Source organism: Ihubacter massiliensis (assembly GCF_024125305.1).
GTDB classification, from domain to species: Bacteria; Bacillota; Clostridia; order Peptostreptococcales; family Anaerovoracaceae; genus Hominibacterium; species Hominibacterium faecale.
In genome coordinates this window covers 4,025,009-4,042,455 of record NZ_JAMXVH010000001.1, presented here as the reverse complement: position 1 = coordinate 4,042,455, position 17,447 = coordinate 4,025,009, and the positions used below count along the sequence as shown (strand labels likewise).

The 17,447-nt window shown below is 52.2% G+C and carries 17 protein-coding genes; 1 reads left to right on the top strand and 16 read right to left on the bottom strand.

What is annotated here, in order from left to right; genetic code table 11:
* Positions 1 to 32 precede the first annotated feature (32 nt).
* Positions 33 to 2,867 (bottom strand): hypothetical protein, encoded by a 2,835-nt coding sequence (locus NIA71_RS18455; RefSeq protein WP_253021167.1) that lies wholly within the window; start codon positions 2,865 to 2,867, stop codon positions 33 to 35.
* Positions 2,868 to 3,016: 149 nt separating this feature from the next.
* On the opposite strand from NIA71_RS18455, the gene NIA71_RS18450 reads away from it, so the two are divergent.
* Positions 3,017 to 3,832, top strand: a complete 816-nt coding sequence (locus NIA71_RS18450) for a hypothetical protein (protein ID WP_253021166.1) — start codon at positions 3,017 to 3,019, stop codon at positions 3,830 to 3,832.
* A gap of 481 nt (positions 3,833 to 4,313) precedes the next feature.
* Here the strand turns inward: NIA71_RS18450 and NIA71_RS18445 are convergent, their stop codons facing one another.
* From NIA71_RS18445 to NIA71_RS18375, 15 genes are all read right to left on the bottom strand, one after another.
* The gene (locus NIA71_RS18445) at positions 4,314 to 5,441 is read right to left on the bottom strand and encodes a 1-propanol dehydrogenase PduQ (RefSeq protein WP_253021165.1); all 1,128 of its coding nucleotides are present in this window, start codon (positions 5,439 to 5,441) and stop codon (positions 4,314 to 4,316) included.
* Between the two features lie 19 nt (positions 5,442 to 5,460).
* Complete coding sequence (locus NIA71_RS18440) at positions 5,461 to 5,784, bottom strand: DMT family transporter (protein ID WP_148395633.1); 324 nt, start codon at positions 5,782 to 5,784, stop codon at positions 5,461 to 5,463.
* Positions 5,785 to 5,802: 18 nt separating this feature from the next.
* Positions 5,803 to 7,155 (bottom strand): [FeFe] hydrogenase, group A, encoded by a 1,353-nt coding sequence (locus NIA71_RS18435; protein ID WP_253021164.1) that lies wholly within the window; start codon positions 7,153 to 7,155, stop codon positions 5,803 to 5,805.
* A gap of 16 nt (positions 7,156 to 7,171) precedes the next feature.
* The gene (locus tag NIA71_RS18430) at positions 7,172 to 9,178 is read right to left on the bottom strand and encodes a carbon monoxide dehydrogenase (protein WP_227754751.1); all 2,007 of its coding nucleotides are present in this window, start codon (positions 9,176 to 9,178) and stop codon (positions 7,172 to 7,174) included.
* 238 nt (positions 9,179 to 9,416) lie between these two features.
* On the bottom strand, positions 9,417 to 9,707 hold the full coding sequence (eutM, locus tag NIA71_RS18425) for an ethanolamine utilization microcompartment protein EutM (RefSeq protein WP_148395630.1): 291 nt from the start codon (positions 9,705 to 9,707) through the stop codon (positions 9,417 to 9,419).
* Between the two features lie 30 nt (positions 9,708 to 9,737).
* The gene (locus tag NIA71_RS18420; protein WP_148395629.1) at positions 9,738 to 10,394 is read right to left on the bottom strand and encodes a phosphate propanoyltransferase; all 657 of its coding nucleotides are present in this window, start codon (positions 10,392 to 10,394) and stop codon (positions 9,738 to 9,740) included.
* Positions 10,395 to 10,397: 3 nt separating this feature from the next.
* Positions 10,398 to 12,080: an acetaldehyde dehydrogenase (acetylating) gene (locus NIA71_RS18415; RefSeq protein WP_148395628.1), complete on the bottom strand. Its 1,683-nt coding sequence runs from the start codon at positions 12,078 to 12,080 to the stop codon at positions 10,398 to 10,400.
* 26 nt (positions 12,081 to 12,106) lie between these two features.
* Positions 12,107 to 12,727: a BMC domain-containing protein gene (locus NIA71_RS18410; protein ID WP_253021163.1), complete on the bottom strand. Its 621-nt coding sequence runs from the start codon at positions 12,725 to 12,727 to the stop codon at positions 12,107 to 12,109.
* A gap of 18 nt (positions 12,728 to 12,745) precedes the next feature.
* The gene (locus NIA71_RS18405) at positions 12,746 to 13,402 is read right to left on the bottom strand and encodes a cupin domain-containing protein (protein WP_148395626.1); all 657 of its coding nucleotides are present in this window, start codon (positions 13,400 to 13,402) and stop codon (positions 12,746 to 12,748) included.
* Between the two features lie 67 nt (positions 13,403 to 13,469).
* Positions 13,470 to 14,018 (bottom strand): BMC domain-containing protein, encoded by a 549-nt coding sequence (locus NIA71_RS18400; protein WP_148395625.1) that lies wholly within the window; start codon positions 14,016 to 14,018, stop codon positions 13,470 to 13,472.
* A 1-nt stretch (position 14,019) separates the two neighbouring features.
* Complete coding sequence (locus NIA71_RS18395) at positions 14,020 to 15,348, bottom strand: 4Fe-4S dicluster domain-containing protein (protein ID WP_148395624.1); 1,329 nt, start codon at positions 15,346 to 15,348, stop codon at positions 14,020 to 14,022.
* Between the two features lie 15 nt (positions 15,349 to 15,363).
* A complete protein-coding gene (locus NIA71_RS18390) occupies positions 15,364 to 15,630 on the bottom strand; it encodes a EutN/CcmL family microcompartment protein (RefSeq protein WP_148395623.1) in 267 nt (88 codons plus the stop codon).
* Entirely contained in the window at positions 15,624 to 15,929 is a 306-nt protein-coding gene (locus NIA71_RS18385; RefSeq protein WP_148395622.1) for a BMC domain-containing protein, read from the bottom strand. Before NIA71_RS18385 ends, NIA71_RS18390 begins: the two co-directional genes overlap by 7 nt.
* A 14-nt stretch (positions 15,930 to 15,943) precedes the next feature.
* The gene (gene eutJ / locus NIA71_RS18380; RefSeq protein WP_148395621.1) at positions 15,944 to 16,786 is read right to left on the bottom strand and encodes an ethanolamine utilization protein EutJ; all 843 of its coding nucleotides are present in this window, start codon (positions 16,784 to 16,786) and stop codon (positions 15,944 to 15,946) included.
* Positions 16,768 to 17,445 carry a hypothetical protein gene (locus NIA71_RS18375; protein ID WP_227754752.1) on the bottom strand — a complete coding sequence of 226 codons (678 nt, stop codon included), beginning with the start codon at positions 17,443 to 17,445 and terminating at the stop codon, positions 16,768 to 16,770. The genes eutJ and NIA71_RS18375 overlap by 19 nt, the downstream gene beginning before the upstream one ends.
* Positions 17,446 to 17,447 lie beyond the last annotated feature (2 nt).

The following is a 17,447-nucleotide window of genomic DNA, read 5'->3' as shown; positions in this document are numbered from 1 at the left end:
GAAGCTTGCCGCCGTTTCATTATGTTTCTTTCTTACCGGGGCCGGACACTGATTTTTTTGCTGAAGGCGCCGTAATAGGCCTTGCCGCCCAGATACCGGACTGCCCTTATTTTATAATAGTATCGCTTTCCCTTTTTCAGCTTTTTGTTGGTCCAGGAGGTTTTCTTTCCTGAAACCGTTTTTACTTTTTTGTATGATCCGTTTTTCTTCACAGCCCGGTAGATCTGATATTTATCAGCGCCCCGGACTTTTTTCCACCTGACCGCCGCCTTTTTCTTTCCAGCCTTTGCTTTTTTCATGGCAGTCTTTCCCGGCTTGGTGGTCGCTGCCGCAATGTTTGAGAAATCAGCGTCATATCGTTTGCTGTCTTTCACCTGATACGCCTTAATTTTGTAATAATAACTCTGACCGGAAGTCAGCTTTGTATCGGTAAAAGAATTGTTGGATGCTGCTGCGGTTCCAACTTTTTGGTATTTGCCAGAGGCGGAAGTTGACCGGTAAATATCCCAGCCGCTTATATTGGCTGCTTTCTCCCAGCCAATGCTGATCGATGACGTGGAAGCTTTCGTGAAGCGGATGCCCCGGGCCGGCTCAACGCTCACGGGCGGCTCGGGTGCAGGGGGCTGGATTACAGGGGGATCGGGCTTTTCGGCTACCGGTGGTTCTTCTGCCCCTGGCAGCTCTTTATATTTTACAATGGGATTGCCCAAGCCGTTAATATAGGACAGATAGATGTTTCCCTTGGAGCACGTCAGGTCTATGCTCCTTATTTCTTTTACTTCCGCATCGGTTCCCAACTGCTCCCAGGCATCGCCCTTTCGCTGCCAGACCTTGGTTCGGTGTGTTGTCTGGTTTTCGCTGGCCGCAAAAATTTGGCTGCCACAGGCCGCCAGCTTTTGATTCAAGGAGCCTGAATCTGCCAGCGGCGGGCTCTCTTGTTTCCAGCTGCTGCCGTCATAGGACCATACTGAAAACCCTTCCTCAAAAGGTGCTCCAAGATAAAGCTTATCGTTGACCGCAAGGGTATCAAAGGAAGAAGCTTTCATCTCTGTCGGAACCGGCGCTGCCTTGGATCCGGTAATTTTTTTAATGACTAGCTCATTTGTTCCTGTGCGCATGGTCATGTACATGGAGCCCTTTTCTCCTGTAAGCTGCATGTTGTTGAGATCCCCTGCCGCAACGTTCTCCGCCGCCAGAGTCAGGGTGTTTCCGTCAAATTTTTTGATTCCATATATAAAGGAATTCCCAGTCTCGCTTGAGCTTTGGCTGTACCCGATGTAGATGCCGTCGTCCCGCACCACTGCGTCCGTATATTGGGTAAGGTCTCCATTGATCAACGCAGCCTGCTTCCAATCCCCGCCCTCATATTTCAACAGCTGACCGGCATACTGATCGCCAAAACTGCAAAGGAGGTAGGGCACGTCTTTATAAATCAGAATCTTTCCATCATGAATAGTCTGGCCGGTTCCAAGTGTTGTCCAGCCGTCTTTCGTATACTTGCGTACATAGGTCTTAAAATCACCTTTTTGGTAGGCCGCATATAGATTGCCTGATGAATCGGCCGCTGTAGAGATCTCATTCGCTTCAGAGTTTTCTATCTTTCCAGGGCCCAGATTCTTCCAAATTCCTTGGTCGGACACATCTGCAAATTCCACGTCAAAGGATATGGTGTCCCCTGGGCTGCCGATGTTTTTGAGAACGATCCCCGAATTCCTGCCGTCGGAGTAGCTCAGTACATTGGTTTTCTGGTCCAAATCTTTGCTGCCAAAGGAAGACCTGCCTTCTTTTGCGGAAAAAAAGGAATCCTTTAGCTCGTCACGGTTTTTGGCAGGAACGTCAATGTCTTTAGCAAAAACGACGATCCCTTTTTCCGTACCCATATTTGTCAGATTTTCCACATCCGTATTTACACGATAAACGATCAGGCCGGTGCCGGGAATCTTTGCATCCAGGCTGCCCGGCACCAGCGGGTCGGTCTTTTTTCGATACTCCACCACGAAAAACTCCGTGTCGGACATGGGGGACTTGAGGATATAGGCCTGATCGCCTGCGGGTTGATCGGCCGGCACCAGGGTCAGTCCTGTTCGGTCTCTTGCGATGGTATCGATGGTAAGCCAGCCGCTTTTGTGTCTCAGATAGGCCAGTGGATACTGAAGGTAGGTAGATGTTTTGGACATGATGTCCCAGTCGCCTACAGGGTCCGTCCCGTCATTGGAATAAAGATCGGGAAATCCGATGCTATGCAAAAATTCGTGGGCAATGACCCCTTCTTCTGCTCCTTCAAAAGCGGCGCTGGACTTGATAATATTGTAGTTGCCGATGGTTTTACCGGCAAAAGTTGTATGGCCGTCCCAGCTTTTGTGCGGATCCGTGGCATCGTTGGTGGCTTTTCCCTGGACGATAACCGTTACATTGTCAATAAAGCCATTACCGTCTCGATCCAGATCGCTGCCCTGAAGTGAAACGTTCGCTTTCACGGCCGCGCTGATCAAGTCATAATCCGTGCTGCCGCTTCCCATGACCGGAACGATCGTTGTGCCATTGTCCTGGGGCAGGTAGCTGGTAACGTGAAATTGACCGTAGGAGATAGCCGTTAAGTAGGATGGCAGGGATTTGGCATAGCTTTCATCCAGCCAGTATTTGCGAGCCAGCTGGGCATAAGTCGGCGGATTGTAGCCAGTGGTCCTGGTTTCCATAAAGTTTTTGGATGGATCGCCGTCCAACTGAACGAACAGCACCAGATTGGCGAATTCCTTTGTTTTCTGATTGGCTGTCTGACCATACGACAAACTGCCGCTGCCGGCCAAAAGTGCAGCAATCAGGATTAAGCACATGATACGGTTTTTAGCCTTTCCCTTTTTCAACATCTTATTGTCCCTTCCCTGGTTCATAATTGCTTTTATTATATCATGTATACGGGCCTTTGGATATAGTTATTATGGGATTTTTTTACATATTTCACTTGACTGCGCGGCGTCGTAAACTTACAATATATGTAAAACATATTGGAGGAGCTATGATTAAAGTTTATGAGGAAATGATAAAGAGTCTGGAACATATGCGCAGCCTGGCCGAGTCATTTGAAAAGGAAATACTTTCTCTGCCGCCGGGCAGTTTGTCGGTTTCAATACAGAGTTCAAAGCAATATTATTATCACAACTATAGTGCTGACGGGAAAAAGCAAAAGCGTTATTTAAATCCGGACAGCAAATACGATCAAAGGCTGCTGAAAAAATTGCAGCGGCGGCGTTTTCTGCAAAAAAGCCTGTCTGTGCTGAAAACCGATATTTCAGCCTTGGAGCAGGCAATCGCCAAATTTGTTCCTTATGATCCTGGGCGTATTTGTACCCAGCTCACGTCCGCCTATCAGGATATTCAAAAGGATCCCGGTTTATGGCTGCCGGCTGAACCGGACTTGAGGCGATGGGCCAAAGAGTCCTATACCCAATACGCAGGACATCCGGAGGGCCTGATCCACGAAACATCCACCGGTCTGCTGGTCCGCTCCAAATCGGAATCCATGATCGCGGACACGTTAACCTTATATGGGGTGCCTTTTCGCTACGAACAGGTCTTGATCATAAACGGAAAATCTTACGCCCCCGATTTCACCCTGCACCACCCGCTGAACCGGGAAATCTTTTATTGGGAGCATTTCGGGAAAATGGATCAGCCGGATTATCTTCTCAGCGCAGGAGCTAAAATCATGGATTATCGCCAAGCCGGCATCCGCACCGGCACCAATTTTATCATGACTTTCGAGGACCTCCAGAATCCGCTGACTATGCGGGAAATCCAGGACGTCGTTACTTCCCGGCTGCTGACTCGGTGAAGGGGTGCCGGGGCGCTTTACAAATAAAGATGCCGGAGCGCTTTAGGCGGCCCTGGCTCCCCCGACGCCCCAAAATCAAAAATTTTCGCCATTTCTATTCGAAACCGGCCTTTTCGCAGTCAAAGTCCATAGAAAATCATGCGAAATTTCGCTTCAGGCCGGTTCATCCCGGTTGTTATTTGCAACTAACCGCATACAAATTGCTCGCTCGTGGCTATTTGCAGCAAGTAAATAGCATCCTTCGAACCGCCGTGGTTCAAAAACAGCAAAATGCCCTGTTTTTCTATGGACATTGCTTCCAAAATAGGGCATTTCGAATAGGATTCGGCAAAAAAAGTTTTTTTCCCGGGCAAAACCGAGCCCAGGCAAAGCTGGACCCTAACAAGGCCAACTCGAGCAGGTAAAGCCAACCAGGGCCGCCGGCCCCTGGCAAAATCAGGCCGGCCCGCCGGGCCCCGGCTCCCAGCTAAGCCCCGGCGGCCTAAAAGGGCGTCACCTGCGCCAGCAGGTTTTCCAAATCCGCCCCGGTTGCCTGCCGGGGATTGGTCGTTGTGCAGGTGTCCGCCAAAGCGGCCTCAACCATCTCCTCCTTTAAAGCACAAACTGCATCCGGATCCACATCCAGCTTTTTCAGAGTAGAAGGAATGCCGAAAGTAGCCTCCATCTCCCGGATCCGGCGGATCAAGCTGTTTACCGCCACTGCCGTATTGGCATAAGGCAGCCCGATCAGTTTGGCCATCCGTTGATATTTCCTGGCCGCCAGCGTTATCTCCCCCGACTCCAAGTTCGCGTTAAACGCCAACACATGGGGCAAAATCATGGCATTGCTGCGGCCGTGGGAAATATGAAACTTGCCGCCCACCGCATGAGCCAGACTGTGGCAGATCCCCAGGCCGGCTGTGTTAAAGGCCATGCCCGCAAGGCAGGCTGCATTATGAACCTTTTCCCTTGCGACAAGATCATTGCCGTCTTTATATACCTGGGGCAGGAAGCGAAACAGCAAAGTCGTCGCTTTTTCCGCCAGCGCATCGGTAAAATCCGTAGCCTCAATAGAAACATAGGCTTCCAGCGCATGAGTCAGAGCATCCAGACCCGTATCGGCTGTAATGGCCGGCGGCACAGTTTTCACCAGCTCCGGATCCAAAATCGCCACCATAGGCTGAAGGGACTGGCTCACAAGAGGATACTTAATCCCTTCCTCCGCATTGGTAATCACAGAAAACTTGGTCACTTCCGAGCCGGTGCCGCTGGTAGTCGGTATGGCATAGCACTCTTCCACATCCACATACTTCATCTGTCTGGACAGCTCCCGAATAGCCTTGGCCGCATCGATGGAGGAACCGCCGCCCACTGCGATCATAACCTCAGCCTTGCACTCCGCCAGACACTTGATCCCTTCCGCCACCACTTCCACCGGCGGATCGGGAATAATATCGCTGAACACAGAGACGGAGCAGGAATCCAGGTGCGACTTAATCTTGTCCACCATGCCCGACTGCTCTATAAAGCTGTCGCAGACGATGAGCACACGCTTATCCTTTATCTCATCCAACCGGCCGAGAGAATTCTCGCCGAAAAACACATTGGTACTAATACTGAATTCTTTCATTACAAAATTCCCTTCTTCTTTAGTGGGGCGTCCCGAATAAGTTTAGAACAACGACGCCGATTAAAATCAAAATAATCCCGAAAATCCCTGCCGGAGTAATAGCCTGCTTGAACAGAAACACGGAAACCAGCGTGGCCACCACGATTCCCAGTCCGGACCAAATCGCATAGGCAAAGCTGAGATTGATATGCTCCAGGGCCCGCGCAAAGCAATAAAAACAGATGCCGTAGGACGCAATCGTAATCAGGGACGGCCACAGCTTGGTAAAGCCTTCCGTATATTTTAAAAAAGTAGTTCCAATCAGCTCGCCGCCGATGGCAATGGCTAAAAATAGGTTGTACATAAACTTCCTCCCATATACCTACCGGCTCCGATAGGATGTATGCAGCAGCTTTTCGGCCAGCGGACCCAGAGGCTCCCCGTAAAATTCCCGATAAACCTGTGCTACCTGGGGATTATCGATGGAATTTCGCAGAGACATCCTGGCATCCTCTGCATACATGCTGCTGATCCTGCTCCTTCTGATATCATCCACAACCGGCACGCAGTGCATCTGGGGCTGTCCTGCACCGCTGATGCAGCCGCCGGGGCAGGTCATAACTTCCACAAAATGATAGTCCGAAATGTCCCCGGCCAGGAATTTTTCCGCATTGGCAGTGCCGTAGACAACCGCCACATTAATTTGTTTTCCAGCAAGCTCCACTGCAGCTTTTTTCACCCCCGTAAGGCCGCGGACTGGTTCAAAATCCAGCAGATCATTAGCAGGAGGCTGGCCGGTCAAGCTCTGAAACGCCATGCGCAGAGCCGCTTCCATCACGCCGCCGGTATTTCCGAAAATAACCCCCGCGCCGCTTCCTTTGCCCAGAATAGAATCAAACTCAGCATCGGCAAGCTCCTCAAATACGATATGTTCTTCCTTCATCCACTGGGCCAGCTCTTTGGTGGTGATCACATAATCGTTATCCCGCATATCGCTGCGGCCTACAAGATTTCCCGCATCCGCCAGCTCCGATCTGCGAATCTCCGCCTTTTTCGCAGTGCAGGGCGTCACATTGACTGTCACCAGCTTGGCCGGATCGATGCCGGCCTTCCCGGCAAAATAAGTCTTGATCGTCGCACCCTGCATACCGATGGGACTCTTGGCCGTGGATAAATTGGCAATCAGCTGGGGATGATAGGTTTCCACATATTTTACCCAGGCCGGACAGCAGCTGGTAAACTGGGGCAGCGGCCCGCTTCCTGTAAGCAGACGGCTGAGCAGCTCGCAGCCTTCCTCGATAATGGTCAGGTCAGCGGAAAAGGTCACATCGAACACATAGTCAGCGCCCAGAGCCTTCAAGGCAGCCACCATTTTACCTTCCGCCCAGGTGCCGGCTTTATCCAGAAACGCGTCCCCCAGGCCTACCCGCACAGAGGGCGATGTGGAAAAAACGACAACTTTTTCCGGATCCCCAATCGCTGTACGGACCAGATCGATCTCCGAACGGAGGGTAATGGCCGATTCCGGGCAGGCAGCGCTGCACTGGCCGCAGTTGATACAGGAAAGCTCCGCCTCCCCGCCGGCCCCAAGGGCCTGAGTCCGTCCGGCCACGCCGATCTCTTCCTGGCACACAGCCAGACAGTGGCCGCATTCCACGCATAAATCCTTATCCTTAACGATGGCCGGATTATCCTCCGCTACTGCGACGCAGCGATCATATGAATTCATGGTCATGATCTCCTCCTCACATCTACAGTCCCAAGCCATTGCGCTTTTCCAAAATGACCGCTTCCAGCGCCGCCGCAGAAGAAGACACATCCGTATCCACCATCAGGCGGCCGCCGGTAATCTCCTCCATCTGCCTGGTTAAAACATCCAGCGCGATCGGGCTTCCGGTCACAAAAGGCGCCAGTCCAAGATGCACCGTAAAGCCAAGAGCCAGCGCGAATGCTCCGTCGGCCAATGCCTGCTCTTCCAGCCACTGGGGCGCGGAAATTACGATGGGCAGCTGTGGAATATCGATCCCCAGCGCCTCTGCGATTTCTCCTGCCACCAGTTCCATACGGCCAATGGCCAGGCATGGGCCGAAATTGAGAACCGGCGGAATTCCCAGGGACTGGCAGACCTCTCTCAGGCTGTCCCCCGCAAGAGCCGCAGCCTCAGGGCTCATCAGTCCGCAGTTCTCCAAACCTCCGCAGGTACAGCCCGCCGACAGCACCAGAATATCCTTTTTAATCAACTCTTTTGTCAGCTCCACCGTAAAGACATCGTGGCCTTTGGCCCGCAGGTTGGAACAGCCCACGACTCCGGCGATGCCCTTAATCTTACCCTGCTTGATCAGATCGATGAGCGGCGCGTAGCTTCCGCCGAGGAATTTTTTCAAAGTCACTTCCGTAACGCCGGTAATGGCATTGGAATATCCATGGGAAACCATGGGGTTCTTTCTCCCTCCCCAGTCCTGCTTTGCGGCCGCCTGGGCCAGGACGGAATCCAGTGTCCGGGCTTCCTCCGAATCCGCAGCCACCTTGCCCAGAGCATCAGAAAGCTGCACAAACAGACTCTGCACATCGCCCGGCACGCTGACCTTCCGCTTGCGGAAGGATTCAACTGCTTTTTCCACCACAGTCTGGCTGATTTGTTCCCGCTCCTGATAATGATACGGCAGATATTCAGCATTGGCCTTCTTAGCCACATCATCGAGACAGATCTGGGGAATTCCCAGCTCCTGGCAGATGGGCTCGATCCCAGGGATCGTACAGTTGAATTCGGAGAGTACCAAATCAATGCAGCCTCCGGCCAGAACCGCTTCGCTGGTATAGTTGTTTCCGGCATGGCCGCAGAATGCGTCGGTACCGGCTGCCTTGCGCAGTTGGAAATCCTGGCCCACGCAGGTGCATCCCACGATTTTGACAGCCTTAGCGCCCGCCTGCTCCGCCAGGGCCCTGACCTTTTCCGAAGCCAGATACTCCTGTAAGTGACCGAAGAAGGCATGCTGATGGCCGGTAATCATAATATTGATGCACTCCGGGTCCACAACCTGAAGACCCACCGGCTCAAAGCCAATCTCCCCTTCGCCCATCAAAACATCGTTGATCAGGTTGGTCAGAACCAGTCCGTATACGCCTGTGGAAATCCCCAGCCGCAGACATTGGAGCAGCATATCCGTGGGATCGGAGTTGAGGTTGGTGGAAGTCTTAACAAGGGCATTAAAAATTTCATCTTTGGCCCCTCCCGGCATGAGTCCGGTCTCTTTCCAAAGCTGGGTCCGCATGGGATAAGCGATCTTTTCCACCAGCTCCATCTGCTCGTCCACGGGCCGCCTCAAATCCGAAAGAACCGCATCGGCTGCCTTGGCCGCCCGATCCCAATCGCTGAATCCGCTGATATTCAACAGTTTGCAGAGCCGGTCCAGGGCCTCGATGCCTTTTAGCTCGGCCCGGTCTTTTGCCGTCTTTTTCAGCTGCCTGGCCGCGTTTTCCACAACGTGAATATAGCAGCCCGAACCGGCAGCCACGGAGCGGAGAAAATTTCTGACCGCAATGGTATCCGCATCAGCGCCGCACACGCCTTTGGGCCTGGCCGGAGAAATCCGGCAGGGCCCGTTGGAGCAGAGGCGGCAGCAGACGCCGGAAAGTCCGTATCCACATTTATTTTCCTGCTGTATCATTCTATGATGGGACGTTTCCACATCCAAACCTTCAATAAATTGTTCCAGAACCGGATCTGCATCCGGACATATTGCTCGCTTATCTGCCATAAAAAATCCTCCCTTTAGTAAAATGCCCGCGGCCTGCCGTAAAAGGCAAAGTATGGTGATTGATGTTGCAAATTGACCCGCTTTCATCAACTTGAAACAGCAATCCGCATAGTTCTCAACATACAGCACCCCGCTCTATGCAGAATTTAAAATGGGGAGGCGGACATGATATCCACCTCCCGCACTTTTTCTTTGGGTTTCTTTCCTATTTATATAGGAGTGTCAGGAAAGCCCTCCCTTATTTTGCTTCCTTCTTTGCAGGCAGAATGTCTTCAACTTCTGCGTGAGGACGAGGAATTACGTGTACAGAGATCAGTTCGCCTACTCTCTGAGCAGCAGCAGCGCCTGCATCTGTAGCAGCTTTAACAGCGCCCACATCTCCTCTTACCATTACTGTTACCAGTCCGCCGCCAACATGTTCTTTACCAATCAGGTAAACGTTTGCAGCCTTTACCATGGCATCCGCAGCCTCGATGGAACCTACTAAACCTTTCGTTTCGATCATTCCTAATGCATCATACTTAGTCATCTTTTTTTCCTCCTAAAAAATTTTATGGTTTTATTTATGAATTTTAACTTTTGATAACGAATTGAGATTCATCGCATTGGCTTCTTCCGTGTCAACGTGACATTCCAGAGCCGATGCGTCGTTTGCCCTTATGGCGACATTGCTGTAACTTCCCCCTCGCGGACCTTCAATCTGGATATCCACGATCTGGCCGTCATGCACGCCGTAGCAGGCGGCATCCTGCGGTGTCATATGAATGTGCCTTTGAGCGACAATCAGACCTTCCCTGGTCTGAACCGATCCTTTGGGACCGATAATCGTGATCCCCGGTGTTCCTGCCAGGTCTCCCGACAGTCTGGCCGGAGCAGTAACGCCCAGTTTAAAACCGTCTCCTGTCAAAATCTCGACCTGTGTCTTGCTGCGGACAGGTCCCAGGACCCGAACCTTTTCAATCGCCCCTTTGGGGCCGGCGATGGTTACGGTCTCCTTACAGGCAAACTGTCCGGGCTGAGACAGATCCTTGATCGGCGTCAGCTGATAGCCGGCTCCGAAAAGGGCATCCAGATCTGCCTGGGAAAGGTGGAGATGGCGGTTTGAAACTCCTACCGGGATCCCGTCAGGTTCCTGCTGCACTCCGGAAGCATTGGACGTCGAATTGACTGCTTCCAGGAGGAGCTTTAGGACAGCTTCATAATTTGCGTTTGCCATCTTCTATTCTCCCTTCATCGCACTGACCAGTGCGTTGATCATGTCCTTGAGCTGCTCGGTATCGATAGGCTGATCGCTGGCAGCCGGAGCTGCCGCAGTATCGGCGCAGCTGTTGCAGCCTGTGCTGTAGGAAATGCCGCTGTTCTGGTATTCAGCAGGGGAAAGATATCCCGCCGTGCTGCCGCAGTTGGGAGCCGACGTAGGTGCAATCGGTGCCGCTGGTGCCGGTCTTCCGCAGCTTGTCGTCGTCATGCCGCCCGCCGGAGCACATCCGCCCTGGCCGCATGCCGCCAGTTCCGGATGATTAAAGGTCGGGTCATCTGCTGCCAGTGTAGCACAATTCTTTGTTCCGTAGGCAACTTTTTTGATATTGATCAGATGCAGCGGGCTGACGTTTTCCGAAACTGAGCTGCCGCCCCATGTTCCGCATCCCAGAGTGAAGGATGGGAGCAGACCGGTGCTGGCTCCTGTGCCGCCCATGCTGCTGCCGGTGTTTACCAGAATTCTGGAAGCCGGCTTTCTGGTGAATTCCAATACAACGTTTCTGTCTTCTGTATGCAGGCTCATGGTATGGCCGATCCCGTTCTGAAGAAGCTCGATGCTCAGGTCGCAGGCTTCGTGCCAGTCTTTTACCACATAGAATGCCAGTACAGTCGTCAGCTTTTCGTAGGAAAGCGGATATCCGTCGCCGACGCCGCCCTGAGGTCCGATGAGAACCTTGGTATCTTCTGGAATGGTAATTCCGGCAGCGGTAGCAATTCTAAACGGTGATCTGCCCACGAACTTGGCGTTCATGCTGTGGCCGTTTTTGAAGAGCAGTTTGCATACTTTTTCTGTCTCTTCCGGTGTCATGAAGTAGCCGCCCTGTCTCTTCAGTTCTGCGATAACCGCATCTTTGTTGCATTCTTCGCAGATGATGGACTGTTCGGAAGCGCAGATGGTTCCATAGTCAAAGGTCTTACTGGCAATAATGTTGGTTACGGCCTGCTGCACGTTGGCGGTCCGTTCTATGTAAGCCGGTGAGTTTCCCGCGCCTACGCCCAGTGCCGGTTTTCCGGCGCTGTAGGAAGCTTTTACCATTCCAGGTCCGCCCGTAGCGATGATCATCTTAACTTCCTTGCTGTGCATCAGCTCGTTGGTAGCCGGCATGGACGGCATGGAAATGCATCCGATAATGTTTGCCGGTGCTCCTGCTTCAACCGCTGCTTCGTACATCAGGCTGGCCGCCTTCTGGGTACATTTTGCAGCCGATGGATGGGGCGAGAAAACGATGGCGTTCCTCGATTTAATGGCGATGATGGATTTGAAAATCGTTGTGGAAGTCGGGTTGGTGGAAGGTACGATTCCCATCAAAAGTCCGACCGGATCGGCAACCTCGATGATCTGGTTAACCGGGTCCTCATTGATAATGCCCACTGTTTTCATATCCTTAATGGCATCGTACAACAGCGTTGAAGCCATGTGATTTTTGTATGTCTTATCCTCTACTTTACCAAACCCTGTTTCTTCCACGGCCATCTTTGCCAGGGAAACGGCGTTGGCTTCCGCCACACGAACCATGTTTCTAATAATTTTGTCTATCTGTTCTGCGGTATAATTTGCGATCTGTTCAGTAGCGATCTGTCCCAGACGGGCCAGATTTCTTACTTCCTGTACGGACCGTAAATCATAATCCATATTTTCCATATTGTGGCACCTCCTTTTTTATTTTGCTATTTCTGACTGTAGTATTTTCTGAATTCTTCAATCAATGCAGTCTTGTTGGCCTTCGAAATCAAACGTCCCGCAATGCCAATTTCTTCATATTCTCTGGCCAGGTTTCTCAGTTTGACTACCTTGCAGTTTTCCAGTACTTCCACTGCTTTTTCCGCGCCTAGTTTGGAGACCAGCTTATCCATATCTTCTTTGTGCATCGTAGTTATGTCCGCTTCGATCTCTTCTTCTACGTTCTCTGCAGGCTCAGCATCTTCCGGTTCCGCCTCTTCTTCAGGCTCGGCCTCAGCCGGGCTTTCTTCCTCCTGCGGCTCATCCTCTTGCTGATGAAGCTCGCACAGCGGTATGGGAGATACAATGGTTTCGCCCAGTTCAACGTGGGGTCTTGGAATCACATGCTGAGAAACGAGAAGCTCTGTTCCCAGACGGGACACCGCCGCAGCTGCCGCATCGATGGATGCTTTTACCGCTGCCACATCGCCGGTAATGGTTATGGTAACCAGTCCGCCGCCGACAAAGGTCCGCTCCAGGAGTCTTACCTCTGCTGCTTTGAGCATGGCGTCCGCACTCTCAATGGCTGCCAGAAGCCCTTTTGTTTCAATCATTCCCAGTGCTTCCATCGGTTATCCTCCTTGCTATTAGTGAGTCGCGTAGAATACTTTGACTTTATCAGGAGAGCCGAAGGTCAGCTTGGAACCGTTCTGGAAGAACAAGCAGTCTCCCGGATGAGCGGTAAAGGTTCTGCCGTCCAGTCCTACCGTCAGCGTTCCTTCCACAACGTAGTAGATCTCTTCGCAGGCTACATCCCATGGGAACTGACAGTTCTCAATGGTCATAAATCCCGCGTTCATGGAAGAACCGTCGTCGGCTCCGATCAGCTCATTGTAGAATACCTTGTCCGCCGGATTTCCTGTGTCCAGAACTTCCCATTTTGCGGTATCGCCGCGGACCAGCTTGACACAGCCGTTTCCGTCGCTTTCCGCCACATAAGGAACATCCTGCCCCAGGCTGCCAAGTACAGCCCCCAGCTGGCCTTTTTCCATCAGTGCGGTCAGGGCTTTATAGATCAGCTCGCTGTCAATACCGGCTGACTGCTGCGGTGCGGCGTCTCCGCAGGGAGCAGCGTCCTGATTACAGCAGCATGCGGGTTCCGGCTCTGTAGAAAATTCGATTCCACAGGCGCTGGCCGCATCTTTGGCAGATGGTGTGATAATGGTATCGGCATCGATGTACATTACCTTCTTACCCTCTTTGTCCAAAGCCTCGACTTCTTTTGCACAAATCAGTCTTTTCATGCCTTCACATCCTTTCATCTATTTGCACAAGAAATATCTTCAATTTATATTAATGCTCTGCCCTCTGTTACAGTAGAGACGGCACGAGTCTGTCGGATGGTGAAGGAATTACTTCTGCGTTAACCAGAAGTCCCTTCTCTTCTGCGATGGCCTGACCTGCTGCCGTTCCTGACTGCACGGCGGCCACATCGCCGGTGTAGGTGAAATATGCTTTTCCGCCGAGCCCGTTGCCCAGACGCAGTTCAATGGGTTCCAGCTCCGCGGCCTTTAAAATCTGGTCCGCACAGATGATCATGGTAGCCAGTGAAAAGGATTCCATGATGCCCACCGCCTGAATGCGCTCCGGCATGGTCGACCCTGTGATCGCCGGGAACACACCCGGATCCACATTGGGGATCACGATGGAGTCAACGAAAAACTCTTCTGCCATCCGCTCGCCGATCTGCACCGAATCTTCCACTGCGGCCACATCTCCGTGAACGATGGCGATATATTTTCCCGGGCAGGTGGACGCCGCTGTAACGATCTCTACTTCCGAAATCTTTACCATCTGGTCCGCTGCGTATATGCCCCGGGCAATACTGTTAAATTCAACCATTCCTATTGCTCTTTGCATTTCAGTTCCTCCTTATCTCGATATAATCGGCAGTTACTTCCGAAACAACCCCCGAAATGCTGCTGTGAATGGCAGCGGACAGCGCGCCTTCCGGAATTTTTCCGATCATCTGACCGGCCTCTACGCGGGTTCCCGGCGCAACGATGGGTTCTGCCGGAGCACCAACGTGTTGTCTGGTTGCGATTCGGATCATCTGAGGAACAATCCCTGCCTCCGCCATGGGAGCCGGAAGGTCGAAGTTTCTGAGTCCAAGCCTTGCGATCAGCCGCTTGCTTGGCACCAGCCGGTAATTGCGGATGGACCTTGCTTCAAATTCCGTCTTATCCGGCGTATACTTGATCTTCTGTTCCGCCATCATATCCTTGAAATGCAGGTTGGCCATCTTGGGATGGAGTCCCGCCGGACAGGAGAACAGTTCGCACAAGTTGCACTGGCAGCACAGCTGGGCCATTTTCTGCCCTTCCAGATCATCGATGGAGTAGTTCAAAACCCGCATGATCTTATGAGGCTGCATATTGTGTCCCAGCAGATATCTGGGACAAAGGTCCGTACACATCCGGCACTGTTCACAAGTGGCTTTATTCACTCTCCTGGCCTGATCAGGCGTAACTGATTTTTTGCGGATCAGGAAGTGATCTTTTTTCAGGACCACGAAGCCCTTGTTTTTCTTAGTGATAAATCCGCCGATATCCGTCATCACCGGCCCCATCATCGGGCCTCCGTCAATGACCGCGTAATCGGTAAAATCTTCGATGCCGGAAAGTCTCAGCACATCGATAATGGGTGTGCCCACCGGCACCTTCACCGTCACTCGGTTTGGTACGTCTCCGGCTACTGTGATATATTTTTCTGTGACCGGCTGCCCCTGAGAAGCCTTGAAAATATTCAGCGCTGTCTCGGAATTGACAACCACGCATCCCACCTGAATGGGAATGCCGGTTTCGGGAACGACTCTGCCGGTGAGCTGATAAACCAGCACCTGCTCGTCACCCGCCGGATAGATATCGGGAAGCTCGCTGACTTCCACGAAGTCTCCGACTCCCAGCACCTGTATCCGTTCCTTTAAGAGCGCGATCACCTTTCCGTGTTTCTTTTTAATTCCGATCAGCGCTTTTTTTGCGCTCACCAGTCTGCCGGCTGCTTCAAATCCTTTGATAATTTCATCGGGATAGTCTGCCATCAACTGCTGGTCTACCCGCAAAAGCGGCTCGCATTCAGCCCCGTTGAGAAGGATGTAATCGGCTTTGGACGTGAGTTTTGCGTGGGTTGGGAATCCCGCTCCGCCCGCTCCGATAATACCGGCATCCTTGATCTGCTCTAGAAGACTCATTCTTGCACCTCCCCTTTATTCAAAGCTGCAGTCCTCATCTATGATGCCGACTACGACTGCGTCCACCGGGATATCGTCATCTCCCAGCATGCGCCGGGCCGAAGAGCCTGTGGTTACGATCACCCGGTCTCCTATGCCTGCGCTTATGATATCCACTACGATGATCCTGCGCCCCGCATCCGAGCCGCCGCCGATGATTTCAGCCTGCATCAGTTTGAGACCATTGAGTGAGTCTGCCTTTCTCGTGGACCAGATGTGGTCCACCAGTCTTGCTGTTAACATATATCCTTACCTTCCTCTGCTTTGCGTTTGATCTCGGACAGCGCCGATTCCACCGAAGCCGTGTCACCGAAGATCGCCAGCAAAATCATGTTCTGGGGACAACTGCCCCGGATATCTTCCACAGTAACGCCGACGGCCTTTTCCGCCACATCCGCGGCGCAGACCATTTCAATCATACGTCCCTGCACCAGACCGATGGCATCGACGCACTCGGGCATCTGGGTTTTCCCCGATCCCTTTCTGCGCATCAGAATGTCGATGGTACCTTGTGATGGGGATTTTATGATTCTGATTTCCATCGTCAGCCTCCTGCTTACATTTCCTCCTGTTTGCAGCTTAAGGCAATGCCCAGCGGCGTTACAAACATCGGATTTTTTGGTTTGTGGGTGTAAACCCCGGTTTTTTTCTCTATGATATCTTCAATGCCAGTCAGACAGCAGGTTCCGCCTACTAGAGAAAGCTCCTGTACATCGTAGTCCTTGATGTGCTGGGAAATAATCGATGAAACCTTTTCGATCACCGGCTGCAAGACCGGAATCAGCTCCCTGTGATTCTTTTCATCCCGCTTGTAGAGCTCCGCCTCGTCAAAGGATTTGCCGTAAGCTCCTGAGATGACCAGGGAAAAGTGGGTTCCGCCCGTAGGCTCATCGGCTATGTACACCACTTTGCCATCCCTGAGGATGGAAATACCGGTGGTGCCGCCGCCGATATCCACCACAGCGCCATTTTTCATTTTCAGCACTTCGTTGGCTGCCGTGGATTCATCCAGCATGTTGGTCAGTTCAAATCCGGCTCCCTGAATGACGTTTTTCACAGCTCCCGAATCCAGCAGATCGGTCCCCGGCGGAATGGCTCCCGCGGCGTAGATCAGTTCGGTATCCAGTTTTTCTTCGATTTCTTCCTTCAGCTCGCGGACGATCTGTACGGCGCCGATGTAGTCCACTACCATGCCGTCGCGGACAACGTCCGCATAGCGATAGGCTCCGGCTACCGGCCGCTTGTTCTCATCCAGCACTGCGACCACTACGCAGGCCGTTCCCAGATCCACTCCCGTATAATAGACGGAGGATTTTTCTCTGATTGGACGATCGATGACCTTTTCAAAATCTGCGACCATCTGATCGCAGTAATCAAAGGTTACATGCTTCTCTGACATTCTTTACCTCCAAGCGCACCGCATATCATCTGCGACAGGCGGTTGATAATCTGATTAAGCTTTCCTGAAACCTGGTCTGAAAGCTGGGTGTCCAGGAAATCCGGCAGATCCGCGTCCAGCTGGGCAAGCTCACTGCGCAATCTGTGAAGTAGGAGCATTTCGCGTCCTTTCTCCATCTGCATGTGAAACTCTGTGATTTCAAAGCAGTCGCCCAGGTTCTGGGAGAAATTTCCGCTGTCTATGCCGCTGCAAGGGCTCAGGCACAAGTCCTTTGCCTCGCATTTGCCATCAGCGGCGCTGCCCAGGCAGGCGAACTGGCGATAAAGCTCCGTCAGCTGCTGAGATACGCAGACATCCTTTTCCAGGAGCTCTTCTGCCGTGAGGAGAAACAATGCCTGCATGGATTTCATCCTGCTGCAGAATTTCCTCTTTTGGCGTCCGTCTCCCGCCGGTGCCTCCGCCTTTTTTTCTCCAGGCGGCGGAGTTTCTTTTCCTTTGCCGCTTATGAAAGGATCCGATGGGTCATACATGTTGATGCCCCGGTCCACCAGGAACTGTCTTGCTCCCGGCGTCAGCCTTTCTCCGGGCGAAAGGTCGTAATTTGTAAAGGGCTGTTTTCTATACAAATCCCGCAAGTCTTCTTCGGTTATGAACTTCATGA